The sequence below is a fragment of the Kitasatospora sp. NPDC093558 genome (assembly GCF_040683475.1).
Lineage (GTDB): Bacteria > Actinomycetota > Actinomycetes > Streptomycetales > Streptomycetaceae > Kitasatospora.
Map to the genome: position 1 here is coordinate 1 of NZ_JBFBDY010001216.1, position 1,326 is coordinate 1,326.

Annotated in this window: 1 protein-coding gene; it reads right to left on the reverse strand. The window is 71.5% G+C overall.

Going from position 1 to position 1,326, the window contains the following annotated elements; all coding sequences use genetic code 11:
- Window positions 1-564 (reverse strand): beta-ketoacyl synthase N-terminal-like domain-containing protein (locus tag AB0O00_RS39850; protein WP_363659556.1); only part of this gene is annotated, 564 nt, incomplete at its 3' end.
- Window positions 565-1,326 lie beyond the last annotated feature (762 nt).

Genomic DNA, 1,326 nt, shown 5'->3' on the forward strand with positions numbered 1-1,326 from the left:
CGGGCCCTCGAAGCCGAAGGTGTAGGACAGCCGGCCGGACAGGACGCTCGGGATGGTGCCGGTGACGAGGTGGCCCTCGGCGCCGTCCTGGGCGGAGCCGCCGGGGCTGTAGTCCTGGTAGCTGGCGCCGATGAAGGTGCCGGTGGGGCTGCCGCGCAGGGCGGACGGGTCGAGGCCGGCGCGTTCCATGGCCTCCCAGGCGGTCTCCAGGAGGAGCCGCTGCTGGGGGTCCATGGCGAGGGCCTCGCGCGGGGAGATGCCGAAGAAGGCGGCGTCGAACTCGCCCGCGTCGTGCAGGAATCCGCTCTCGCGGGAGGTGACGGCGCCCTCGGGCAGGTCCCAGCCGCGGTCGGCGGGGAAGGCGGAGACGGCGTCGACGCCGTCGCGCACCAGGTCCCAGAGCTCCTCCGGGGAGGCGACCCCGCCCGGCAGCCGGCAGGCCATGCCGACGACGGCGATCGGCTCCCGGTGCTGCTCGGTCACCTCACGGAGCTGCTCGCGGGTCTCGTGGAGGTCCGCGATCGCCCGCTTCAGGTAGTCGCGGAGCTTGTCTTCGTTCGACATCGGGACGTCAACCTCTCCGGGGGTCTGCCAGGAACGCGCCGTGCGGGATGGGCGAGGACGGACGCCCGGTTCGGCGGCGCGCGCGAACTCCTGACGTCGGGTCCGACCCGTCGCCCGCCCAGTCTCGCCACGGACGGCCCCGGTTTTCCCTAGACGAATGGCCCCAGGACGAGGGTCCGGCCCAAGTCTTGTGATCGGTCATGCTGTGCGAGTGGACTTGCCGATTCCTAGCGCCTGTAGATCGCCCGGAAGTCGTCGGCGGGGACCGAGTTGAGGACGCCCTCGCCGCCGAGATGCTCACGCGGTTGGAGGGCGAACGCCTCACCATCCCTCCGACCAGCACGTTCGAAGATGGCGAATGCTCCCTGATGACACGGGCGCCTGACGAATAACCCACCTATGCCATCGGGCCACAGGCGCGCGCCCCACCGGAGTGTCAGACGGAGGCGGGGTGATGCCTGTCGGCAGGTCAGGCACTTGCCGCAGCGCTTTCCGCGCAAGCCCGTTCGTGTCCGTAGTCGAGGTAGCCGGCCCACACCTCGGCGGCGTCGCCGGCCGGGCAGAGCCGGTCCAGGGCGACGAGCCGGGCGTACATCTCGTGCGGGGCTTCCCTCGCGGTGGCGGCCGCCCGACCGTCAGTGCCCCATCTTGGAGCGCCGGTGGAGCCTCCAGACCCTCCGGGTCCACGCAGAAGACCCGCATGCCGCGCTGACGCCCGCTTCTGCTCTGCACGCCGGTCGGCGTGCAGAGCAATCACGATCA